We start from the raw sequence: 20998 nt of genomic DNA, 5'->3' as shown, positions 1-20998 counted from the left end.
GAAGAAGCGTCGAGGACGATGCTTACGCAATCTTTCTTCGCTGGGAGTTGAATGAAAGGATACGCTGTAAGGCTGGTTGCGTGCTCACCTAAATTCAGCCTCAAACAGCCAACCTTGGCTGACAACGCAGACGTGCGTTAAAACCTGCCGCTCAGTGCGGGAGAGCGAACGCGGAGGCGTTGAAAGTTCAACTTCATTGCCCTGAGAAAGCCTCTAGATCCGCTGAAAACGCGGCATGAAGAGAGTGTCATCCATAAACCTTAAAGAAATATGAGTAGGAAGCCGAAGTAATTTCTGCCGCCGCATGGGTAAGCCAGGTATTACCCGATCGTGTCACCTTCCGACAACATCGGGTGTGTAACGGTCATTGCTTTCATTCCGTACACGGTGTACGGCTCAACCGGCGTCGGTGTGCAATGCAGCCTCCTTTGTGGCGCTGGCCGTCTCCGAAGCAGGTAGCGGCAATTCATTTGCCGCTTCGAGTCCTGCGTATTTGCGGATCACGTTGCGGGTAATCTGCTGAACTACGCCATTGCTCTTCGCCGAGCTATCCATTAGCGCGCGAGCCCAGTCGGTCGTGCCTACGTTAAACACTTCTCCCACGCTGCGGCGACCGTCACGAAGCAACGGTCGGAAGATGCCGATCGCGCCTGCTCCGCCCATCTCCCAGCCCGCAAGCGGATCTGTAATCGCCAGCGTTTCAAACGCATCGTCACTCCATTCGGGCGGGATGCCGTCGGCTTCATATCCGACGAGACGATCTTCCGCGCCAAACGTGTCGTCCTTTTGCAACTGAGTACCGGCGAATATCCAATGTTCTGGCCGCTTGACGGTAAAGCCGACCGCTCGACGCTCGCATTTGACCCACCGGCGACGCCAGCGTGACCATGTACCCCAGTGGCCGCCACCGTGCTTATAAGTCAGTCCTATCAGATTGCTTTCATTGCCGCTTACACGCGGATCGAGGTCGATCCGTTCCTTGAGTACGTCCCAGTTGTCCGCGAGCTTGCGCATCTCGGTGAGCTGACCGGGTTCCGAGCCGACGAACCTCACGGGCCGATAACACGTATTGCCGCTGAAAACCGCAAGGTTTCCGCCTTGCGTGACGAAATACGCGACATGCGCGCGCATTTCTTCGCTCCAGTACTCGTGGTGACCGACGCTCAGCATGCAGCGGTAGCGTGTCAGATCGAGCGCAGTCGCGCTGTGAAGATCGAGATCCGTGTAGAAGTCGCAAGCAATGCCTTCCTTGCGCAGCCACCGGATGAACTTGGCGTCCCAATGTGCGAACTGCTGACGGGTCGAGCGCGTATCGTACGGATCGACCGGTTCGCCGAGCCGTGCACCTAGCCCGCCGCCGGGGCGACGCAGGCTGACTTTATTCGCTGCCCGATAGCGGTGGACGCGATCGTCATAGAAGCTGCCGCCGCCCGTCGAGTTATACGCGTGATAGGTAGCCGTAGGCACAATGTACGCAAGAGCCGCCGTCGGATTGCGCGGACGCGCGATTACTAGCGCCATGCTGTCGCTGTCGGGGCGTGCCGCGAATATTGGCCGATGTGCGGCGCACGACTGCCCGAGCTCGTGAACGGGCTTGCCGTCGGCATCGACCTCATAGGCGATCGCTACATAGGCGCCGGTCTCCAGGTCCGTCACGTTCGGCCGGATTGTGATTGTCGGCCAGTTCCAGTCCTCGTCGAAGCGCATCCGCACGTTATTGCCCGTGGATTCGAACAAGTACTTGCCGTCCTTCAACGTGGCCGTTACACCGTTTTTTCCTTCGACAACAACGCCGCACAGACTCGTCAGAGAGTCGTCGTCCTGTTGCTGATAAAGAGCAACGCTAAAGCGCGTGTTCGGCTGCACGGCGAGTTCGAAGCACGCTCCCGCCGTAAAGCTCGGATTGATCGGATAAATCTGCATGCTTGCTTCCTCGCGCTATCAAGCCGGCGTTGGCCGGCTCAATGAATTTCAATTACATGTGCGGCGCACGTTCGTCGTCATGCATCCGTTTGCTTGTACACACAAACTGTCAACCCATCTGTGCGCTACGCCTCATTCGACAGTGACCGACTTCGCCAGATTGCGCGGCTTGTCGACGTCGGTGCCGCGCGCGCAGGCCGTGTGATAAGCAAGCAGTTGCAACGGCACCACGTGCAGGATTGGCGACAAACAGCCGTAGTGGTTCGGCATGCGGATTACCCTTAGGCCATCTTCGCTCGCAATCCGCGAATCCTGATCTGCGAATACATACAATTGGCCGCTGCGGGCCCGCACTTCCTGTATGTTCGATTTCAGCTTGTCGAGCAGTGCGTCGTTGGGGGCGATCGCCACAACCGGCATCTGGCTTGTCACCAGCGCGAGCGGTCCGTGCTTCAACTCGCCGGCCGGATAGGCTTCCGCATGTACGTATGAGATCTCCTTCAGCTTCAAAGCGCCTTCCAGGGCGATTGGATAGTGCAAGCCGCGGCCGAGAAAGAGCGCATGCTCGGTCCGCGCGAATGCTTCGGCCCAGGCAATGATTTGCGCTTCCAGCGCGAGTACGCTGTTCAGGCGTGCCGGCAACTGATGCAACTGATCCAGATACTCGGCCTCCTGCGCCGCCGGAAGGCGCCCGCGCTGCTTACTGAGCGTAAGCGCCAGCAGAAATAATGCGACGAGTTGTGTCGTAAAGGCTTTCGTCGATGCCACGCCGATTTCGGGTCCGGCACTCGTCAGATGCTGGAATTGCGCCTGGCGCATCATCGTGCTGCTTGCGACGTTGCAGATAGCCAGCGTGTGCCGGTGTCCCTGCGATTGAGCATGTTTCAGAGCCGCGAGGGTATCCGCCGTTTCGCCTGATTGCGACACGACCACGACTAGCGTATGAGGATTGGCGACACTGCTGCGATACCGGTATTCGCTGGCGACTTCTACCTGCGTCGGTACTTTGGCAAGCGATTCGAACCAGTACTTTGCGGTCATGCCCGCGTAATAACTCGTGCCGCACGCGACGATCAGTAATGAGTCGATTTCGCGGAAAGCGTGCCTTGCGCCGGGTCCGAATAAGTCAGCCGAGATCGAATGGACTGCCTCAATTGCGTCCGCAATCACGCTGGGCTGTTCGAAGATCTCCTTATGCATGTAATGCCGGTACGGGCCGAGCTCCACCGCGTGGGTGTTCGAATGTTGGAGCTTGACGTCGCGCTGGACGGTATTGCCGCGTTGATCGACGACCCGCACGCCGTCCAGCGTCAATTCCGCCATGTCGCCTTCTTCCAGATAAATGAACTTCTCGACCGTACCGGCGAGCGCCATTGCGTCAGACGCCAGATAGTTGCCTTGGTCGCCGAGTCCGACGACGAGCGGCGAGCCCGCGCGCGCGCCGATCACGCGGTGCGGATCATTTCTCGCGAATACCGCAATGGCGTATGCGCCATGCAGCCGTGCAAGCGCATGGCGCACGGCCGAAAGCAGGTCGCCCGAAGACTCCTTCTGCCAGGCATGATGAATCAGATGAGCGACGACTTCCGTATCCGTATCCGATTCGAAAATGTAGCCGAGTACTTTGAGTTCTTCGCGCAGCGACTCATGATTTTCGATGATGCCGTTATGGACGATGGCGATTTCGCCGCTGGAGAAGATCGGATGTGCATTCCTTGCGACGGGTGCACCATGTGTGGCCCATCTTGTATGTGCGATACCGATCATTCCGGACAAGTTTGCGTGCGCAACTTCTGCGGCGAGATTCGCAACGCGCGCAACACTTCGTACCCGCCGCAGCGCGCCTTGCTGAAGGACGGCAATACCGCACGAGTCGTAGCCGCGATATTCGAGGCGTCGTAATCCCTCGGTCAACATCGAAGTCACATCGCGCCGATCCACTGCTCCTACGATTCCGCACATGAAAAGCCCCTTATTCGCAGCGGTTCAACACCAACGGACTGAACTATCAAGTCTGTTGCATTGCAACCAAGCATAGACACCGCAGTGCAAACCGCGTTAAGCGCGGCGCGAAACGTTGAACCGTTGTCCGGTAAATAAGCACGCAGCTTTCACGCGCAACAAACATGAAACATAAGCATGCTATTTCGTCATTGAACAAATGATATCGATGCTATCGCGAAATGCTTGTTAAACGGTGAGAATGCGTCGCACTACCGCATTTACCATTTAAGGAGCGATCGAACATGTATGCGATTACCGGTGTGACAGGGCAGGTTGGCGGCGCGGCGGCACGCGCTCTATTAGCTGCCGGACATGAAGTGCGCGCAGTCTTGCGCGACGAGAAGAAGGCCGCGCAGTGGGAGGAGCGTGGCGCCCAGGTGGCGATCGCATCGTTCGAGGACGCCGAAGCGCTCGCCGCAGCCTTTCGCGGCACGGCAGGCGTATTCGTGATGATGGCGCCGAACTTCGCGCCGGAGCCTGGTTATCCAGGTGCACACGCGGGAGCCGCTGTACTCAAAGCAGCGCTGACACAGGCGCGGCCTGAGCGCGTTGCGGTATTGTCTTCGGTTGGCGGTCAGCGTGTGTCCGGCCTTGGCCTGATCACGCAGGTTCATATTCTCGAAGAGGCGCTCGCTGACCTGCCGTTGCCCACCGCCATCATGCGGCCCGCCTGGTTCATGGAAAACTCGCTGTGGGACATCGCGCCGGCTCGCGACACGGGCGTCATGTCGAGTTTCCTTCATCCGCTCGAGCGCGCGTATCCGATGGTCGCGACGGCCGATATTGGCCGCGTCGTCGCAGATACGCTTGCACAGTCCTGGCAAGGGCGGCGCGTGATCGAGATCGAGGGCCCGCAGCGCTACACGCAGCACGAAATCGCGGCGCTGCTTGGGCGGGTACTGGAGCGTGACGTGAAGGCGCAAGCGGTGCCTCGCGATCAATGGGAAGCGCGGTTTCAGGCGCAAGGCACGGCCTGGCCGGCGCCGCGCATTGAAATGCTCGACGGCTTCAACTCGGGCTGGATCGATTTCGAGCCAGGCGTAAACGAGCACGTAGTGGGCAACACTGCCTATGAGACAGTGCTCGCCGAACTCGTCAAGCGCGCTGGCTGACCGGTTCGAAAGGTTGCCAACGCAAACGGCGAATAGCGCGGCGCAGTGTGTCAACGTCGCGCGGTGACGCGCTATTCGCACTGCGTTAATTCGCCCTGAATGTCTGTGCGCCAACGCTCATTGGCAATCAGAAAATTGACTGGCCCGTATAGGTCGTCAGCCATTCGAGTGCAAGAACTCCGGCCAGTGAATTGCCGTTTGCATCGAGCCCTGGCGACCATACGCACACTGCCATTTCTCCGGGCAATACCGCGACGATTCCGCCGCCCACGCCGCTCTTGGCGGGCAGGCCGACGCGATATACGAAATCGCCGGCTGCGTCGTAAGTACCGCACGTTAGCATCAGCGCGGAAAGACGTTTCGCGGAACTGGTGTCCAGAATGCGCTCGCCAGTGGACGGCGCCACGCCATGATTGGTCAGGAACAATGCTGCCTTTGCGAGTTCAACGCAGCTCATGGAAATCGCGCATTGACGGCAATAGGCATCGACCACAACTTCCGGCGCCATTTCCATATTGCCGAAACTGGCCATGAAATGCGCCATCGCACGATTGCGGTGGGCGTGCTGCAACTCCGATTGGGCGACGCGCAGATCGTAGTCGATGCTTGCTTCGCCTGTTAAGCGCCGCATGAATTCGACGAGCGCGGTTTCGGCCTGAACGAAGCGCCGGCACAGCACGTCGGTCACGATCAATGCGCCTGCATTGATGAACGGATTGCGCGGCTTTCCGTGCTCCGCTTCGAGCTGAACCAGTGAATTAAAAGCATTGCCCGACGGTTCTCGACCGACACGTTGCCACAACTCGTCGCCAAGCAGCCGGAACGCCATTGTGCAGGCGAATAGCTTCGAAATGCTTTGAATGGAAAAGCGCGTGTCTGCTTCGCCGATCGTAAATACTTCGCCGGATGGCGTGACGATCGCCATGCCGAAGCTGTCGGCGGGGACTGTCGCCAGTTGCGGAATGTAATCGGCGACTTTGCCGGTGCCGAGGAACGGCCGCAAGTCGCGATGGATCTGTTCGAGGATGGATGCGTAGTTCATGAGGCTCAACCCTGTGGAGCCGCGATTCTACTGGCAAGCATCCGCAATGTGTCGAGGCGGGCGCCGCGCGAAGCTTTGAGAGCCGCTGCGACGCCCGCGCTGCCGTCAATGCGCGCCTGCTGCGTCCTGACCGCCGCCCTTTGCGGGCCGGGTGATCCAGATCAGCGGAATGATCAGGATGAAGATGACCGCCGATATAAAGAAGATGTCGTTTAGGCCCATCATCGCCGCCTGCGTATTCACGGTGAAATCGAATAGCGCGTGCGCAGATTGCGTGTTCATATGCAGCAACGACTGCGTCGAATCGATCTGCTGGTTGAACAACGGGTTGTTGACAGATGCGCGTTCGGTGAGCCTTTCATGATGCAGCACTGTGCGGTTGTTCCAGGCATTGCCCGCTACCGAAGTACCCACCGCGCCGCAAAACACGCGAGCGAAGTTCGACAGGCCGGCCGCCGCCGGGATCTTCGCGGGCGGCTGTCCCGAGAGAATGATCGACGTGAGCGGCACGAAGAAGAGCGCCATTGGAATGCCTTGCAATAGCGTCGGTATCACGAGGTGCCAGGTGTCGATCTCGATCACGTACTTCGAGCGCATATAGAAGACGATCGCGAAGCCGACGAAAGCCATCGTCGCGATGATGCGCGCGTCGGAGCGCGGCAGCACGCGGCCCATTACGGGCGCGAGAATCACGGCGAAAATCCCGAGCGGCGCGGTGACGAGACCTGCGTCGACCGAGCGGTAATTCAGATACTCCTGCATCCACTGCGGCAACAGCACGAGATTGCCGAAGAAAACGCCATATGCGACGGAGATCGCAATCGTGCCGCCCAGAAAGTTGCGCTGCTGGAAAAGCCGCAAATCGACGATCGGGTTCTCTTCTGTCAATTCCCACACAAGGAAGAATGCGAAGCTGATCAGCGCGGTAATGCCGAGAATGACGATAACCGGCGACGCGAACCAGTCGAGATCCTTGCCCTTGTCGAGCATGATCTGCAACGAAGCTACCCATGTAATCAGCAGGCCCAGACCGACCACGTCGATTGGCGGCTTACGGGTGGGCGACTCGCGAGTGCGATAGATCATCCACGTGACGCCGGCAGCAAACAGGCCCACCGGAATATTGATGTAGAAGATCCATGACCAGCTGTAGCTGTCCGTGATCCAGCCGCCGAGCGCCGGGCCGGCGATCGGACCGACGGTGGCGGTCATTGCCCATAACGCGAGCGCGGTCGACGCTTTCTCCTTGGGATACGAGCCGAGCAGAATGGCTTGCGACAGCGGAATCAGCGGGCCAGCCACGGCGCCCTGGAAAACCCGCGCGAGCAGCAGGATCGGCAGTGTCGGCGCAATGCCGCACAGCCACGAGGCGAGCACGAACATCAGGATCGCGCCGACGAACAGCTTCACCTGGCCGATGCGCTGTGTGAGCCAGCCGGTGAGCGGAATCGAAACCGCATTGGCCGCAGCGAACACGGTGATGACCCAGGTGCCCTCGTCGACTGAAACGCCCAGGTTGCCCGAGATGGTCGGAATGGCGACGTTCGCTATCGACGTGTCGAGCACGTTCATGAATGTGGCGAGCGCGACGGCAATCGTCGCGAGCACCAGTTGCCCGCCTTGCAGCGGCGGTGGAGGGGCGGGTGGGGCGGACGCGGGCGCGGAAGGCGCCGCGGACGGTGGTTGGCTCAAGAGATTCTCCCGGATCGATGTGCCGCGGACCTCGCGCGCCGATACCCCAGCACTGCTGCGTGGGCATGCGCCGCTTTCTGCCGCTAATGTGCCGCCACGATGCCGCTAAGTTGCCACGAAGTTGCCACTCAGGGTGCCATTCATGCGCCCCAATGCGACGCTCATGCGACATGCTGCGACAGGCAGCGCCATACGGTGAGGCGGGTCCGCTGGATGCTCGCAAAAGGATACCTGTATTCATCTTTCGACGTCGCCGACGCGCGCAGGCAGAGGCGGCACGAGCAAAGCCGACAGCGTATGCTCGCGGCTAGGGCCGATCCAGACTGCATATGCTGCAGTTTGCGACGCAGCAGGCGGCCGCCATCAACCGCAATTCAAATACAGCAAAGGAACAATATGGCCTGGGAGCAATTCGAACACGGCTGGCGGCGTGCGCCGCTGACTGCGCCTGCCAAGGGACTGGTGGTGCTGATGCACGGCGTGGGCAGCAATGCGCGCGATCTGATGCCGCTCGCGGACATCTGGAGCGAGCGTTTGCCCGATGTGGCCTTCACGTCGCTCGACGGCACCGATCCCTTCGACGGCGGTTTCGGCGGGCGCCAGTGGTTCAGCTTGCGTGACATTAGCGAAGGCAACCGCGAAGCGCGCGCTGCGACGGCCTACGCCGCGCTGCGCCGCATGCTCGAAGCCGAGCTGGCTCATTGGCAAATTTCTTTCGGACGGCTTGCGCTCGTCGGCTTTTCGCAAGGTTCGATCATGGCGCTTCATCATGTGGCGACGAGCGCCGAGGGCGCTGCATGCGTCGTCGCCTACTCGGGGCGGCTTGCGTCGCCCGTCGGCGCGCATAACGGCACACCGCTCACCCTGATTCATGGCGAGGAAGACGAGGTGATTCCAGTGCAGGAGCTCGAATACGCCGCCGACGCGTTCAGCGCGGCCGGCTACACCGTCGACGCCTATGCGTTGCCAGGCGTTGGCCACACCATAAGCGCGGACGGCGTCGCGCTCGGCGAGCAGGCACTCGAGCGCACGCTGGGCGCTTTGTCGCGCGATTGATACAGATCGCTTGAAAAGCGGGGCTAAAGATATCGATCTATTTGCCGTTAACTGCTCATAGCACGAAAATCACGCCCGTCGCGGGACTGCGCAGTGCCCGCGGCAGGGGTGACCGGGGGCGCATTTTTCATGCTGCCGTGCATGGGCGCTAACGACGCAAACAAGCGACGCAACTGAGCGAAGCCACCACGCGACGCTACAGAGCGACACAACAGAGCCTTCTTATGGCCAAACCGACGCCGCATCACCCGCTTTTCGACCGACTGTTCCGCCAGGCCGTGACGGTGGACCTCGGCACGGCCAATACCCTCATTTACACCGACGACGGCGGCATCGTGCTGAATCAGCCGTCGGTTGTCTGCTTCGAAAAAGATCACTCGACCGGCCCAAAACGCGTCACGGCGGTGGGCGCCGAGGCGCGCCAGCTTCTCGGCCGGGAGCCGCGCAATCTGGAAGCCGTGCGCCCAATGCGTCATGGCGTGATCGCCAACTTTTCCGCCGCTGAGCACATGATCCGGCAGTTCGTCGATATGGCACGCCCGCGGCAATTGTTCAGCCGCCGCGCGGCATTCACGCTGTGCGTTCCTGCGAGCGCGACTCAGGTCGAACGTCGCGCGATCAAGGAAGCGGCCGTCGCGGCAGGCGCGTGGAAGGTGAGTCTGATCGACGAATCGCTCGCGTCGGCTGTCGGCGCGGGTTTGCCGGTGTCCGATGCGACTGGCTCGATGGTCGTCGATATCGGCGGCGGCACCACGGAAGTCGGCGTGATCACTCTCGGCGGCACCGCGTATAGCGGTTCGATCCGCGTGGGCGGCGACACCTTCGACATGGCGATTATCAGTTACGTGCGGAATCTGTATGGCGTGCTGCTCGGCGAGCAGACCGCCGAGCACGTAAAGAAAAATATCGGTTCGGCTGTGCGCGACGTGCCGGCCGAGCACATGAACGCGACCGGGCGCAGTGTTGACGACGGTTTGCCGCGCACGGTGCAACTGAGCAATCATGACATTGCCGACGCGATAGAAGGACCGCTGCGCCAGGTGGTCGGCGCTGTGAAACGCGGGCTGGAAATGGCGCCCGCCGAACTCGCCACCGACATCGCGCACAACGGCATCGTGCTCACGGGCGGCGGCGCGCTGCTCGGCAATCTGGAGCGGCGCCTCTCGAACGAGATCGGCCTCGAAGTGCGCGTGGCCGACGAGCCGCTGACGTGCGCCGTGCGCGGCGCGGGCGCGGCAGCCGCCGCCGGCTTGCTGGAAGAGTTTGCTTACGAGTGAGTCGGCCGTAGCCTGCCGCGCGTTTTCGGCAGCACTCCAGCCGCGAATCTGCCGACCGGCACCGTAAGACGGGGCTATGTGACAATACATGTCACGCGGCGCTGGCAGATTCCTGGAAGCGCTCGATCCTCCCACTCAATTCATCCGGCCGGCGTTGCGGCGCTGCCGCGAACCATCTGTGAATCGATCCGCTTCTGAGTCCTTCGGTACTTCCGCTTCCTTCATCGAACTGGAAAGCGGTTTGCGCATGCCCTATGTCGAGGCTGGCGAAGGCGAACTGCTGCTGTTCGTGCACGGCTCGCTTTGCGATTATCGATACTGGCAGCCGCAACTCGCCGGCCTTTCGAAGCATTACCGTTGCGTCGCGGTGAGTCTCACGCACTATTGGCCGATGACCGATACCAGACCTGACGCCCCGTTCAGCTGGAGCGCGCATGCGGATCAGGTTGCGCAGTTCATCGAACGTTTCGGCGTGGGAGCGGCCCACGTGGTCGGTCATTCGCGCGGCGGCTGCGTCGCGTTTCATTCCGCGCGTCGTTACCCGCAGCACATACGCACCCTGACCCTGGCGGACCCGGGCGGCCCGTTGCAGATCGCCGGGCGGCCACCCGCAAGCGTGCCCGAAACGGTCAATGCGTTACGAGCGCGGGCGGCACAGTTGATCGAGGCCGGCGACGTGGAGGCAGGCCTGCAACTGTTCGTGGATTCGGTAAGCCGCCCCGGTTTCTGGGCGATGAGCACGCCGGCTTTTCGCCGGATGGCAACCGACAACGCGGCCACGCTCCCGCTGCAACTGCGCGATCCATTGCCGCCTTACGTGCCGCAAGAGGCCGCCGACGTGCGTTGCCCCGTGCTGCTGATAGACGGCGAAAAAAGTCCGGAGATGTTTCGGCGCACTGCGGCCGCGCTGCAATCGTGGTTGCCCGACGCACGGCGCGAAACGGTGCGCGGCGCGTCGCACGGCATGAATCTCGCGCATCCGTCGGCCTTCAATCGTTACATCGACGAATTCATTCGCGCGACAAACGCCAGGTGACCGGCGGATCTTTCAAACGGATTGCTTAGGCCTTGCGATGCGCGTCCTTGTCGAGCGCGCGTTCTGCCGCTTCGCCAACCAGGCCGTGATAATAGAGATGCACGCCGATCGCGAGCGAGTCGTTGCGGATCTCGTGGAACGCTTTCCACGCTTTGGCCGGATCCTTGAACAGCAGGTAGTGCGCTTCGTGCGCGATCAGATCCGCGACTTCGTGCAGCCCGTGCCCATGCAACACGTCGACTAGCGCGTCGAGGCTGCGATGCGTGCGCGCGTCGGTGCGCGGATACAGCATGTGCAGCACCGCGACGTCCTGCGTCTTCAAAGCCGCCGAGAGGGCAACGACGATGTCCTGATGGTTCAGCGCGCTGACGGCGCTGTCTTCGCTATGGACGTGGTCCGGAAAAAGCGTTTCAAGAGAGGCGTTCATTCGGGTTCTTCCTGTTCTTCTGGCTGATTAAAAAGGCCCGCCTAAGCGCGGCGGGCCATGACAGCGATGTGTCCGCCGGGCAAGCAGAACACGAATTCAGTATCGCAGATGCATCGCTGCGTACTCAGTCCTGCCAAAGCAAAACATTGTTGCTGTTTAGCGTCTCAAGGCAGGTCTCAAGGCCGCGGCTGATCGACCCAGGGCGCGCGAGGTTGCGGGTGCAACAGGTCCGCAACGCGCCAGAACGCGGGGCGCTCTGCACGTCCTGTGCCACCGAAAAAAAACCGAAACTCCCCCGCGAGAACTTCGTCTGAAGAGACCAGACCTTCTACAATCGGAAGCGACCGGGCACCACCCGCCGCAACCGGAAGTGAAGCGAAACGCAGCAGCGAACCATAGGAGCGACCCTGATGCAGCAGCCTGAAGCACTCGGCGGCCTGTCCCACTCGGGCGGAATCGATCACCGCGAACCCGAGCAGGACGGCGTTTTCATCCCGACGGAAAACCTCAACGTTGCCAGCGCCACGCAGCACGTGCTGAAGTCGGGCGACACCTTCATCGTCAACGATCCTCTCGGCGATATCACCGGCCACGACGACGGCCTGTTCGTCAACGACACCCGCGTGCTTTCGCAACTGCGCCTCACGTTCGGTGGCCGCGCGCCCTCGCTGCTGTCGGGCAGCGTCAGCAGCGACAACACGTCGTTTACCGCGCATCTGACCAACCGTCCGTTGCCCCCGCTCGGCGGCGACAGCACGCCTGAGGGCGTGATCCACGTGGAGCGCGTGCGCGTGCTGTCGGGCACGGTGCTCAACGAAGCAATCGAACTCACCAACTACGGCGCGAGCGACGCGATCGTGCCGCTGTCCATTTCGTTCGGCAGCGACTTTCGCGACATGTTCGAGGTTCGCGGCCTGAAGCGCACGAAGCAGGGGCGCATCGAGGCGCCGCGCGTGGAGAACGACGAAGTGCTGCTGGGTTACGTCGGTCTCGACGACGTGGCGCGTAATGTGCAGATCGCTTTCGCGCCGCAGCCGGACAAGCTGTTCGCCGACCGCGCCGACTACACCGTCAAGCTGCCGGCTCAGGCATGCGTGTCGATCTATCTGTCGATCGCGGTTCAGGTGGTCGCACAATCGCCGGATGCGCCAAGCGCCGGCGTGTCGTCGCCGACCCATCCGGTGAGCGAAGCGCATATGTCGCAGATCGACACCGAGCGGCCGCGCGTCGGCCGCACGGCGGTGCGCGCCGCGCTGGTGGATGCGCACCTCGTCATGCGCGAACGGCGGCGCGTGACCGCGCGCGTGCGTTCCAGCAATCCGCTTTTCAACGCGTGGATCGACCGTTCGCTTGCCGATCTCGGTTTGCTGACCACCGACCTCGCGACCGGCCCGTATCCGTATGCGGGCATTCCATGGTTCTCCACGCCGTTCGGGCGCGATGCCGTGATTACGTCGTTGCAGACGCTCTGGTTGCAGCCGCAACTCGCGGCCGGCGTGCTGCGTTTTCTTGCCGAGCATCAGGCAAGCGAGAACTCGCCGTTTCGCGACGCCGCGCCCGGCAAGATCATGCATGAGATGCGCAAGGGCGAAATGGCGGCCACCGGCGAAGTGCCGTTCGCGCTGTATTACGGCGGCGTCGACACCACGCCGCTCTTCATCGTACTGGCCGGCGCTTATGCGGCTCGCACGGGCGACATCGCGCTGATCGACGAACTGTGGCCGGCGCTGGAGCGCGCGGCAGGCTGGGTCGCGGGTGTTTGCGACAAGAATCGTTATGGGCTGCTCGACTATCAGCGCGAGTCGGACGGCGGCCTCGCGAACCAGGGCTGGAAGGACAGTCACGATTCCGTGTTTCACGCCGACGGTCGCTTCCCCGATGGTCCGATCGCGCTCGTCGAAGTGCAGGCTTATGCGAGCGCCGCGTTCGACACCATGTCTCACTTTGCAAAGCTGCGCGGCTTGCACGACGCAGCCGCGCAATACAAGGCGCGTTCGAAGAGACTGCGCGAGTGTGTCGAAGAAAAGTTCTGGATGGAAGAGTCCGGCTTCTATGGGATCGCGCTCGACGGTCACGGTGAACTGTGCCGTGTGATGGCGTCGAACGCGGGTCACCTGCTGGCTTTCGGTTTGCCTTCGCGTGAGCGTGGCGAAGCGGTGGTTCGCGCGCTCGACTCCACGCTGTTTCACACAGGCTGGGGCGTGCGCACGCTGGCCGCGAGCCAGTCGCGTTTCAATCCGATGGCGTATCACAACGGCTCGGTCTGGCCGCATGACAACGCAATCTGCGCGCGCGGGCTGTCGCACTACGGCGGCAAGGCAGCGGCGGTGCGGCTGTTGCAGGCGCTGTTCCAGGCGGCCGTCAATTTCGACATGCGTCTGCCCGAGCTGTTCTGCGGCTTCCCACGCCGACGCGGCGAGCCGCCCACCGCCTATCCAGTCGCCTGCCTGCCGCAGGCGTGGGCAGCGGGTTCGCCGTTCATGATGCTGGAGGCGTGCCTCGGCATTACGATCGACGCCGAACGCCGTGAAGTGCTGATCGAGCAACCCATGCTGCCTGAGGGCATCGACTGGCTCGAAGTCGGCGATCTGCGGGTCGGCGACGCGTCGGTGTCGATCACCTTCCGCCGCATCGGCGAGAAGGTGGTGGCCTCCGCTGAGCAGGGCGACGTCCGCGTCGTGGCGCTTCTGTGACGTCACCTGCGTCATCCGCGGCGGTACGGCCCGCCGCCGGTCGGCAGCAGGTTCTGCGCCCTGAGTGCGTCCGTTATCCGGCCTCGGCTCAATCGGGCTTCTTCAGGCCGCTTGGATTGGCAGGCGTGCCGGGCGATGCGTCAGGGCGCGGCGGGCGGGCGCCTTCGTCTGGGGCCACGATGATGCCCGAGCCGATCGGCAGCGACGTACTGCCGGTCGCCGGCGCGGAAGCGGGGGCTTGGGGCTTCGCGCTGCCCGTCGAGCTTGCGTCCGTGCGTGCGCGGCTGGTCCCTGAGCCCGCCGTGCCGCCCTGTGCATGTGCTGTCCCTGCGAACGCGAGCGCCAATGCGATTGCGACGAGTCTCGTGAGCATGACGGCTTCCTCCGTCTGAAATCGGCGATGGCGCGCGGCGGCACGCATGTGCATCGCCGGATATGCATATCGGATTCATAGCCCAGCGCAGAGGGTGGGTCAATCAGGGGGAAATACTCCGTTTTAATTGCAGGCCGTAGCGCACGGCGGGCAGGCCTGCGCAGGTTGCGCTTCGTGCAGCGGCATGCGGATTGCGAGTGGGGGAACGCCTAAGCGCTGCTTACGCCGAGGTCTTCGACACGGGCGGCATTAGCCTACGTGTGAACGGAGGAGAGCGTCGCGAGAGTCGCTATTAATGCGTCGCGCGCGCTCACGCTGTACCGACGCTCGCATCCCGATCCGTGTCCGCGTCCGGCTCCGGCTCGGTTTGCCCGCGCGAAATGCGGTAGGTGCCTTTGCCGGCCTTTTTTGCGCTGTACATGGCCTCGTCGGCACGCCTGATCAGGTCGTCGACGGGTTCCTGGGCGTCCGCCAGCGCAATACCGATGCTCGTGCCGATATGGACGGTGCCCCCCGCCGTTAGCGGATAGGGCTTCGCTATTTCGCGGATCACGCGCTCGGCGATTGCAACGACCGCGTGCAGCGCGGCATTCTCGACGATCACGGCAAACTCGTCGCCGCCGAGGCGCGCGGCAAATTCGCCATGCCGCAGCGTTTCGATGAGCCGCGTCGCGACTGCTTCGAGAACTTCGTCGCCGGCGGTATGGCCATGCTTGTCGTTGACCTGCTTGAAGCCGTCAAGATCCAGGTAGAGCACGGCGGTCCGCGTATCGCTGCCGCGGCGCGCGCTCGACAGAATCTTCCCAAGCCGCTCGCGCAGTTCGCGCCGGTTCGCAAGCCCGGTAAGCGAGTCGTGGCGAGCCAGATACAGCACCTTCGCTTCGCTGTGCCTGCGCTCGGTCACATCTTCGATAATCACGACGGCGCTGCCGTCCGGCACAGGATTTCGCGTCAATTCCAACTGGCGGCCGTTGGGCAATGCGAGTGCGAGGGGGCGCCGTTTTTCGCGGAGCCACGCGGAGCATTTTTCCGTGAACTGCTGTCCCAGTCGTTCGCCGAACTGCACAAAGCCGAGATGGCCGATGAACTCGGGTAACGGCACGTTCAGTTTCAGCGTGTCGAGCGTCGCGCCGAACAACTGGGCGGTGCGGCTATTTGCAATGGCCACCTTTCCCGACCGGTCGATGGTGCAAAGCCCATGCGGCATGTGCGTGAGCGCGGCGTCGAAGCGCACTGCGAGTTCGGCGTGATTCTGCTCCGCGATCATGAGGGCGACGAGCCCCCTGTAGTGGCGCTGCACGATAGATATCATGGCGCCGACGTAGAGAAGCAAAGGGGGCACGAGGATCCACGAGCCGGCGATAGGCGAGAACAGTGCGCCCAACCCGATGGGTATCGTGACGAGGCATATCTGTGCGATGGCGAGGCGCGGTACCGAAGCGTTCCGCGAAGCGACCCCGCCCAGAATGCCCGATGCGACCATGAGGGCGAGCGATGCCAGAGTGGTGTCGGCGGTGCCGACGCACCCCATGGTCCCCAGTCCGAGCATGAGGCTCGTCGTGAGGCACAACGGGGCGTACGTCGCTGCCCACGGACGCGGGTTGAGCGGGCTGTTCCGGTTATGCGACGTGTACGCGTGGATGATGCTCAGGCGTCCTAGCAAAACCCACGCGTCCGCGAGCAGCCAGAGAATCGCCCACGGCTGATGCAGGCGCGCGTAGGCCACCGCGGCGACGAATGCGCTGGCAACCACTGACATGAGCAGAGGCCGCCTGTTGTCGAATAGCGTCGCCAGCAGCCGGGCACGAATGGACGGCGATACGGCCGCGCCAAGCTCGGGCGGAGTCGCGAGAATCGACTTCGAAACGGAAAGATTTACTGCCATGGTACCGCTGGGGTCAGTGCTGGGGCGGAGCTACATTTCCTGTCTTAACGGCGAAGGAGGGCGGTTCTTTATGGGGAATTGCCCGAGGGGCGCGCTCGCGGTTCTTTGGCAGGTTGCAAACGGAAACTGGTGCGGTTCGTTCCCGTCAGCGTTGCGTTGCCGAATTACGCGCGTTATCGGCTACGCAACGACTTGCTCGGGTTAGTCGCTGCCTTGCGTCGCGAACAGGGACATGGAGCTGGGGCCGTGACGCATCATTAGCGAACGACAGGCATCCACAAGGTGTTCCGCATCCATCGGCTTCGTCAGGAAATACCCCTGGACGTGGTCGCAGTTTGCGTCGCGCAGCGTGCGTAGCTGCTGCTCCGTTTCGACACCTTCGGCCGTCACTTGCATACCGAGTTCGTGCGACATCTGGATGATGCCCCGGATAATCGACGCGGTGGCTGCGTCGCGACCCAGCCCTGCGGTAAAGGAGCGGTCGATCTTCACCGTATCGGGTGAGAAGTCTGCAAGATAGCGCAGGCTCGAATAACCGGTGCCGAAATCGTCGATGGCAATGCGCACGCCAAGGCGCTTGAGTGCCATCAGCGTTTCCTGCGCGAGCGACGGGTTTTCCATCAATGCGCTTTCGGTCAATTCGATCTCGAGGCAACGTGGCGGCAATGCATGCTTGCGCAGCGCGTGGTCGACCACCGCGACTATCGTGTCGTCCCTGAGTTGACGCGCCGACACATTCACCGACATGCAAAGCCCCCTGCGTCCGGCAGCGCGCCAGATCGCCAGTTGCGCGAGGGCCGCATCCATGACCCATGCCCCGACTTCGACAATGAATCCGCTTTCCTCCAGTATGGGGATGAAGCTTCCCGGTCCGACCATTCCTCGTGTTGGATGATTCCACCGAACGAGTGCTTCAACGCCTTTCACCGCCAATGAAGCCGTCTCGTGAATACCCTGGAAATGAAGGACGAACTGCTCTGACGCAAGCGCCATAGGCAAACTGCGCTCGAGTTCGAAATCGCCAAGTACATCGCTCGACGCTTTGTCGGCAAAGCGGAAGCCGTTGCGGCCACCTTTTTTCGCCGCATACATTGCGATGTCCGCGCTTGTGAGGAGCGCCTCGTGATCCCGGCCGTGCTCGGGAAAGAGAGAGATGCCGATCGATGCCGTAACGAATGGCGCAGCGTTGTCTTTCCGGACGTCGGTAGAAAAGACATTCAAAAGCGACTGTGCCAACGCTGCCAACGCAGCCTTGTCAGTCTCGCCGCTGATGATGACCGCGAACTCGTCTCCTCCGAGACGCGCAATGCATGCGTCGGAAGGCAGTGCCTGCTGAATAGTATTCGCGATGTCCTGCAACAGACGGTCGGCGGCCGTATGACCCAACGTATCGTTGAGCACCTTGAACCGGTCAAGGTCGATAAACATGAGGCCGAACGGAACGTTCTGTCTGCACAGTGTTTTCATCCGCCGAACGAGGGCGGTACGGTTGGCGAGACCGGTGAGTCCATCGGTGTAGGCTAAACGGTCGAGTGCCGCGAGGCGTTCCTGCTCCGACGTGATGTCCTCGCTCACGCCGATAATGCGCACCACGGTTCCGGACCCATCGCGGACCGGGTAGGCCGTGCTTCTGATCCAGCGCAGGCAACCATCGGGGCGCCGGATGCGGTATTCCGAGCGGCCTTCGACCCCTTCAGACGCGATACGATGCATTTCAGCCAGCAACGGCTCCAGGTCCTCAGGCAATACCAGGTCGAGCCACGCCGAGGGCCTCGTGCTGAGCTCTTGAGCTTTGATGCCGAACACGCGCTCGACGCCCGCACTCACATGATAAAAGTGTTCGAAATGCGCGCTGTACGAGTAGAACACGAGCCGAACATGCGACTCCATCTCGTGCATGAGTTCATTGCGTTCGCGGAGTGCTTTTAGCAACTCGCTCTGCTGAGTGACATCTTCTGAAGCACACAGAAGCGCGACTACCGCGCCGTTCTCTGCAGTAACGGGTGTCAGCGTCGAATTCCACCACTTGGTGCGTCCCTTGGTCGTCGGGCAACTGCCGGTGAAAGAAGCGCTCGTTCCGGCAAGAGCGGCACGCCACGCGTGCTCGGCGGCCGTGCGCTCGTCGCCGCTCCAGAAATTGAGCCAGTCCGCGCCGCTGAGTTGTTCCGGCGACTCGGCTTCCATCAACGCGGCTCCGTGCTCGGACACCCGCAGCATTTTTGCATCGGTATCGAGCACCTTCAGGCAGTCGCGATTCGCGTTGAGAAGCCCGCTCGCCAGTGCAATTGCGGCGCGCTGCCGGGCGTGGTCAGAAGCGAGCTTTCGACCGATAGCCACGAGCCCGACGACGCCTGCGGCCAGTGCCAGTGCAAGACGCAAGGTGGTTGCCGCTTCGCTGGCGACGCGATGCGCCAGAATGCCTAAGCCGATGCCGGCGGCGGCAGCAATGAGGAGACTGGCAAGCGGTAGAGTGCTGCGTTGACCGTACTGGCCAAGAAAATAGGACAGAAACTGCTGGTTGCGGGCCGACGAACTGGTGACGCCTGCGTCAGCATTGCCCTGAGACCGATCTCGACTGGAAGGTTTAGGGCGCCATGCCGCTTTGATTCTCACGCTGTTCTCCGACTGCCTGTTCGCGTGACCGTTCGAATGCCGCGTGCCACTACGTCCCTAGTATTACGGTCCATTCGCGCGAATCTTTAATGACGGGGCGCTGGAGAACGGGCGGTTCTTCGTCGGGGCGCGTGGGCGCGCGCCTCTGCTTTGTTGGAGGGCCGCTCTACAGATCTATTGCCGGCCGCCGATAAGATGCTTAATGCGTGCAGTTGTTAACAATGGACGATAAGTCCAAAGCTGTGCGGATAAGCGAGCGAGGCTCAACGCCGAGCGGCGAGATACTGTGACTTCCGGCGTTATCGGCTCGACGCCGAAGCAGACAATGACGGTAAATACGAAATGGCTTCTTTCAAGATTCACGATCACGCGGCGGAGCAGCCGCAAAAATGTTCCGGGTGCCGGGACACAACGCGCCCGCCCGTTGAGATCGGGTTCGCGTTTCAGCCCATCGTCGATATAAGCGCAAGCACCGTGTTCGCGTGCGAGGCGCTGGTGCGCGGCCCAAATGGCGAATCTGCCTATTCGGTGCTGTCGCAAGTCGACGACGCAAACAAATATCAGTTTGACCAGCACTGCCGGCAGATCGCCATTGCCAGTGCAGCCGCGCTCGGTCTCGACGCATTTCTCTCCATCAATTTCATGCCCAACGCGGTCTATAAGCCCGAGGTTTGCATAAGGAGCACCCTCGATGCAGCGCGAACGCATGGCTTTCCTATTGAGAGAATTATCTTCGAGACGGTGGAAGGCGAGCATTTGACTGATCGCACCCATCTCGTCGACATTTTCCGGACGTACAAGCAGTTTGGCTTCCTGACGGCAATCGATGATTTCGGAGCCGGCTATTCCGGGCTTTCCCTACTGGTCGATTTCCAGCCTGACATCATCAAGCTCGACATGGGACTTTTACGCGGCATCGACACTGACGGTGTGCGTCAGCGCGTTGTGCGAGGCGTGCTATCGATCTGTCAGGATTTAGGTATTCGCGTGGTTGCGGAGGGCATTGAAACCAAGGGCGAGCGCGACTTCTTCATTGCGCATGGCGTCAGTCTCATGCAAGGCTATTTTTTCGCTAAACCGGGTTTCAAGTCTATTCCGACCGTCGATGCGTCCGCGTATTTAACCTGACGGCGGGCAACTCAGCCCGGACTTTGCAGGCCAGACCATCAGCAAGGCGCCGCAAGCGCCGTACCCGAGGCGAGCTTCCGCTCGCTTTTGATGCTTCGTGCCCATGCCACTCTTTCGAGCGGCATGCGGCCTCGTGCGCCTTCCTCTTCTCCATACACAACGTATCCGGCGGCAGGCATAGCGGTTGCGTATCGCTTACCGCCCATGCGACGTGATGCATGCCAGGTCGATCAGAGTACGACTGCGGCCAATGGGTCGACGACGCGCAATGTCGGGCCTGCACCGACGGCGCTATCTCACGTGCACGAAAAGGAGCGCCGACCTGGAGACTGGTTCGGTCGTTCGAATACTCAGGGAGGTAATCATGGAAGCAATGAAGAAAGCAATGCTCTGTTCAGTGTTGGTGGCAGCTTCTGTTGGCGCCGCATTTGCGCAAGGCGCGGGTGGCGGCGGGAGCGGCGGTGACGGTGGCGGCAGCGGCGGCGGAACCGGCGGCACCAGTGTCGGGACAGGCGGTGCGGGCGTAGGTGGCGCGAACGGCGCGGGTCAGGGCGGCGCGGGAATGAGCGCACCCAATACGGGTGGCGGAGCGACGTCCTCGTCCAAGGGTTCCCATTCGACAATGGCGCCTACCCGCAAGCCCCAGAAGAACGCACAGGGCAAGGGCGCGTCCGATACGGCTGCCTCCAGCGCGCAATGAGCGCCCTTTAGCGTCGCTCGCGCAGGTGCGCGAATCT

General features: G+C 61.7%; 15 protein-coding genes. 7 read left to right on the top strand and 8 right to left on the bottom strand.

The annotated features are described in order from the left end of the window. Positions 1-396: 396 nt before the first annotated feature. Both SB753_RS02975 and glmS read right to left on the bottom strand, forming a co-directional pair. Positions 397-1923 (bottom strand): N,N-dimethylformamidase beta subunit family domain-containing protein, encoded by a 1527-nt coding sequence (locus SB753_RS02975; RefSeq protein ID WP_410798887.1) that lies wholly within the window; start codon positions 1921-1923, stop codon positions 397-399. 132 nt (positions 1924-2055) lie between these two features. Further along, entirely contained in the window at positions 2056-3885 is a 1830-nt protein-coding gene (gene glmS / locus SB753_RS02970) for a glutamine--fructose-6-phosphate transaminase (isomerizing) (RefSeq protein ID WP_410798885.1), read from the bottom strand. Between the two features lie 284 nt (positions 3886-4169). On the opposite strand from glmS, the gene SB753_RS02965 reads away from it, so the two are divergent. After that, positions 4170-5039, top strand: coding sequence for an NmrA family NAD(P)-binding protein (locus SB753_RS02965; RefSeq protein WP_087751166.1), 870 nt, complete (start codon positions 4170-4172; stop codon positions 5037-5039). 127 nt (positions 5040-5166) lie between these two features. Here SB753_RS02965 and SB753_RS02960 read toward each other — a convergent pair whose 3' ends face one another. Both SB753_RS02960 and SB753_RS02955 read right to left on the bottom strand, forming a co-directional pair. Further along, positions 5167-6081 (bottom strand): glutaminase, encoded by a 915-nt coding sequence (locus SB753_RS02960; RefSeq protein ID WP_131318608.1) that lies wholly within the window; start codon positions 6079-6081, stop codon positions 5167-5169. Positions 6082-6186: 105 nt separating this feature from the next. Beyond that, positions 6187-7773 (bottom strand): DHA2 family efflux MFS transporter permease subunit, encoded by a 1587-nt coding sequence (locus tag SB753_RS02955; RefSeq protein WP_214880152.1) that lies wholly within the window; start codon positions 7771-7773, stop codon positions 6187-6189. A gap of 396 nt (positions 7774-8169) precedes the next feature. Here SB753_RS02955 and SB753_RS02950 point away from each other — a divergent pair, with 396 nt between their 5' ends. The 3 genes from SB753_RS02950 to SB753_RS02940 all read left to right on the top strand — a co-directional run bounded on the left by SB753_RS02950 (position 8170) and on the right by SB753_RS02940 (position 11142). Beyond that, the gene (locus tag SB753_RS02950) at positions 8170-8829 is read left to right on the top strand and encodes a dienelactone hydrolase family protein (protein ID WP_204521599.1); all 660 of its coding nucleotides are present in this window, start codon (positions 8170-8172) and stop codon (positions 8827-8829) included. Positions 8830-9053: 224 nt separating this feature from the next. Further along, positions 9054-10106 carry a rod shape-determining protein gene (locus tag SB753_RS02945; RefSeq protein ID WP_410798882.1) on the top strand — a complete coding sequence of 351 codons (1053 nt, stop codon included), beginning with the start codon at positions 9054-9056 and terminating at the stop codon, positions 10104-10106. Positions 10107-10353: 247 nt separating this feature from the next. Next, positions 10354-11142 carry an alpha/beta fold hydrolase gene (locus SB753_RS02940; RefSeq protein WP_288824305.1) on the top strand — a complete coding sequence of 263 codons (789 nt, stop codon included), beginning with the start codon at positions 10354-10356 and terminating at the stop codon, positions 11140-11142. Between the two features lie 25 nt (positions 11143-11167). On the opposite strand, the gene SB753_RS02935 is transcribed toward SB753_RS02940, so the two are convergent. Continuing rightward, positions 11168-11569, bottom strand: coding sequence for a hypothetical protein (locus SB753_RS02935; protein ID WP_020070910.1), 402 nt, complete (start codon positions 11567-11569; stop codon positions 11168-11170). A 410-nt stretch (positions 11570-11979) separates the two neighbouring features. Here SB753_RS02935 and SB753_RS02930 point away from each other — a divergent pair, with 410 nt between their 5' ends. Further along, positions 11980-14262 carry an amylo-alpha-1,6-glucosidase gene (locus SB753_RS02930; protein WP_020070909.1) on the top strand — a complete coding sequence of 761 codons (2283 nt, stop codon included), beginning with the start codon at positions 11980-11982 and terminating at the stop codon, positions 14260-14262. 88 nt (positions 14263-14350) lie between these two features. Here the strand turns inward: SB753_RS02930 and SB753_RS02925 are convergent, their stop codons facing one another. From SB753_RS02925 to SB753_RS02915, 3 genes are all read right to left on the bottom strand, one after another. Beyond that, positions 14351-14635, bottom strand: a complete 285-nt coding sequence (locus SB753_RS02925; protein WP_410798880.1) for a hypothetical protein — start codon at positions 14633-14635, stop codon at positions 14351-14353. A 310-nt stretch (positions 14636-14945) separates the two neighbouring features. Continuing rightward, positions 14946-16520 carry a diguanylate cyclase domain-containing protein gene (locus tag SB753_RS02920; protein ID WP_410798878.1) on the bottom strand — a complete coding sequence of 525 codons (1575 nt, stop codon included), beginning with the start codon at positions 16518-16520 and terminating at the stop codon, positions 14946-14948. A gap of 201 nt (positions 16521-16721) precedes the next feature. Further along, positions 16722-19133 carry a putative bifunctional diguanylate cyclase/phosphodiesterase gene (locus SB753_RS02915; RefSeq protein ID WP_410798876.1) on the bottom strand — a complete coding sequence of 804 codons (2412 nt, stop codon included), beginning with the start codon at positions 19131-19133 and terminating at the stop codon, positions 16722-16724. Positions 19134-19475: 342 nt separating this feature from the next. Between SB753_RS02915 and SB753_RS02910 the strand changes: the two genes are divergently transcribed. Then, positions 19476-20261: an EAL domain-containing protein gene (locus SB753_RS02910; RefSeq protein ID WP_087751173.1), complete on the top strand. Its 786-nt coding sequence runs from the start codon at positions 19476-19478 to the stop codon at positions 20259-20261. Between the two features lie 364 nt (positions 20262-20625). After that, positions 20626-20961, top strand: a complete 336-nt coding sequence (locus SB753_RS02905; protein WP_020070904.1) for a hypothetical protein — start codon at positions 20626-20628, stop codon at positions 20959-20961. Positions 20962-20998 lie beyond the last annotated feature (37 nt).

The organism is Paraburkholderia sp. SIMBA_053 (genome assembly GCF_046534895.1).
GTDB classification, from domain to species: domain Bacteria; phylum Pseudomonadota; class Gammaproteobacteria; order Burkholderiales; family Burkholderiaceae; genus Paraburkholderia; species Paraburkholderia caledonica.
The sequence above is the reverse complement of the archived record's forward strand: the minus strand, read 5'-3'. Positions and strand labels throughout refer to the sequence as shown.

Coding starts and splice junctions, on each gene's coding strand:
- SB753_RS02920 (WP_410798878.1), bottom strand. CDS start 16,520: ATGGCAGTAAATCTTTCCGTTTCGAAGTCGATTCTCGCGACTCCGCCC.
- SB753_RS02945 (WP_410798882.1), top strand. CDS start 9,054: ATGGCCAAACCGACGCCGCATCACCCGCTTTTCGACCGACTGTTCCGC.
- SB753_RS02930 (WP_020070909.1), top strand. CDS start 11,980: ATGCAGCAGCCTGAAGCACTCGGCGGCCTGTCCCACTCGGGCGGAATC.
- SB753_RS02960 (WP_131318608.1), bottom strand. CDS start 6,081: ATGAACTACGCATCCATCCTCGAACAGATCCATCGCGACTTGCGGCCG.
- SB753_RS02940 (WP_288824305.1), top strand. CDS start 10,354: ATGCCCTATGTCGAGGCTGGCGAAGGCGAACTGCTGCTGTTCGTGCAC.
- SB753_RS02975 (WP_410798887.1), bottom strand. CDS start 1,923: ATGCAGATTTATCCGATCAATCCGAGCTTTACGGCGGGAGCGTGCTTC.
- SB753_RS02950 (WP_204521599.1), top strand. CDS start 8,170: ATGGCCTGGGAGCAATTCGAACACGGCTGGCGGCGTGCGCCGCTGACT.
- SB753_RS02910 (WP_087751173.1), top strand. CDS start 19,476: ATGGCTTCTTTCAAGATTCACGATCACGCGGCGGAGCAGCCGCAAAAA.
- SB753_RS02965 (WP_087751166.1), top strand. CDS start 4,170: ATGTATGCGATTACCGGTGTGACAGGGCAGGTTGGCGGCGCGGCGGCA.
- SB753_RS02935 (WP_020070910.1), bottom strand. CDS start 11,569: ATGAACGCCTCTCTTGAAACGCTTTTTCCGGACCACGTCCATAGCGAA.
- glmS (WP_410798885.1), bottom strand. CDS start 3,885: ATGTGCGGAATCGTAGGAGCAGTGGATCGGCGCGATGTGACTTCGATG.
- SB753_RS02905 (WP_020070904.1), top strand. CDS start 20,626: ATGGAAGCAATGAAGAAAGCAATGCTCTGTTCAGTGTTGGTGGCAGCT.
- SB753_RS02925 (WP_410798880.1), bottom strand. CDS start 14,635: ATGCTCACGAGACTCGTCGCAATCGCATTGGCGCTCGCGTTCGCAGGG.